Annotated in this window: 1 protein-coding gene; it reads right to left on the reverse strand. The window is 38.1% G+C overall.

The window, feature by feature from the left end; translation table 11 throughout:
- The coding region (locus ACJMNB_RS09160; RefSeq protein WP_405341692.1) for a hypothetical protein at positions 1 to 776 on the reverse strand (776 nt) is incomplete at its 3' end.
- Positions 777 to 1,782 lie beyond the last annotated feature (1,006 nt).

The raw sequence follows: 1,782 nt of genomic DNA on the forward strand, positions 1-1,782 counted from the left end.
CTTAATAAATACTGACTGATTCTGTTTAATGGAGCCTTAAGACAGAACCACTGCTCCAGTACAAGACACATCAGTCCGATACTCATTAAACTCTTCTTAAGAAAGTCGGTTTCAGGACAGACTGTAACAGGAACTTTTACATCGGCTAACTCATTACCGTTATCATCCACGGCAACTATCTGAAGTTTGCTGTAATGTGTTTTGACAATACTGACATCAATATCCGCCTTTACGGAGGAATCATTGATCCTCACGTATTTATAACGTTTACCGTCTTTCCAGACAAAGGTGGTTCCTATTTTCTTTCTGGCATCTTCAACCGAAATTTCTTCCCCATTGATATCTATGCATACATAACGTTCTGATGTTGAGATGTCACTATTAACCTTAACAGCTTTTCTGGGGGAAACAGCTTTCTTTTCACCACTGGAGGAATTGATGCCTTTCTTCTTTTCACTGCCTTTACCATTGATATTTTCATCGCTGGTTTTTCTTACGGTAATGCTCTTATCTCCGAGTTTAGCTGTGAGTTTGGCAATGGCATAATTCAGTTTTTCTATCAGGATTTTCTGATCTTCAATTGTCTTGGACAGGTTGGCTATGGTTATATTTTGACTTTGAAGTTGATTGCTTTGACTTTGAAGCTGATTGTTCTGATTTTCAAACAATGCAAACAAGGCAGAAACAAGAATAGAAATCACGGGATCATCCGCAGTAGCTTTTTCAAGCTTCTGCGATATATCTTTGAATCTGTCCTGTAATGTCTGCTGGCTCACTGTAATAGTCCTGTTAAATACTTATATGACTATTATACCAAATGGCATTTTTAGCCATTATGACTGTTAACTTTACATGACAAAACAAGAGCGAATTTGATCGCTACGAGATCGGTAGAGATCGATTAAAGGATTGGGAAAGAAAAATGATACCCGCAGATTTCCTCCTCACCATTCGCAAAATATCGACCTTTACAAGCCTTTCTCAAGAGATAAAAATAAAAAGCTTTATATCTCAAAATGTGAATATTATCACATTGATTTTTTTTGTAAAATCGCAGGTATCTCAATCCTAAAAAAATTGAAGCAAAAAGTTTATTTCAGACCATTTACGAAAACTTTGATGAAGCGGAAACCCTTCTCCCTGAAGGCACCACCTACAAGCTCAGTCTGGAACCTCTGACTGCCGCCATTGTATTCATTCCGCCTTCAAACTAACGGCATGTAACGGCATCGGTTTTCAGTAAGGCCGATACCTGATGACCTGTTTAAAACGGGAGACATGCTTAATGCGGTCTCCCGTTTTCCATTGCCCTTCGAAAGATACGACAGAAAACACCTCATAAAGCAGTATCCCGCACGAATGATGAGTTAAATTACGAATCCGGCTGACCAAACCTTCCTTCGCCTTTACATGAAAATGAACAGTTTTTTACAGATTAATAACCGTTCCCTTCGGTCTTTATGCCCTACCTTTATCTTTTGGCAATAACAGCCGTCAAAACGTTGCTTTCATGTTATGATTTAATCACCACAGTGTTTATTAATTAACCAAGATAGGCAAAATTTTTAAATTTTATGGTTACGGTAAAATTTAGTGTTTATAATTATTCACTGAACAAAAGTAAATCAGCTGAAACTGTCTCTGTGCAGGCTTTTCTGCTGAAATATTAATTCATACTCACGGAATACAGGAACTAAGGAACCGGATTCAGGATGGACCAGCTTAATCACATTATGTTGATCATAGGACTGCTGCTGTCATGCAGTATCTTTGCCAGCCGAA

The sequence above is a fragment of the Fibrobacter sp. genome, from assembly GCF_045131395.1.
GTDB lineage: Bacteria > Fibrobacterota > Fibrobacteria > Fibrobacterales > Fibrobacteraceae > Fibrobacter.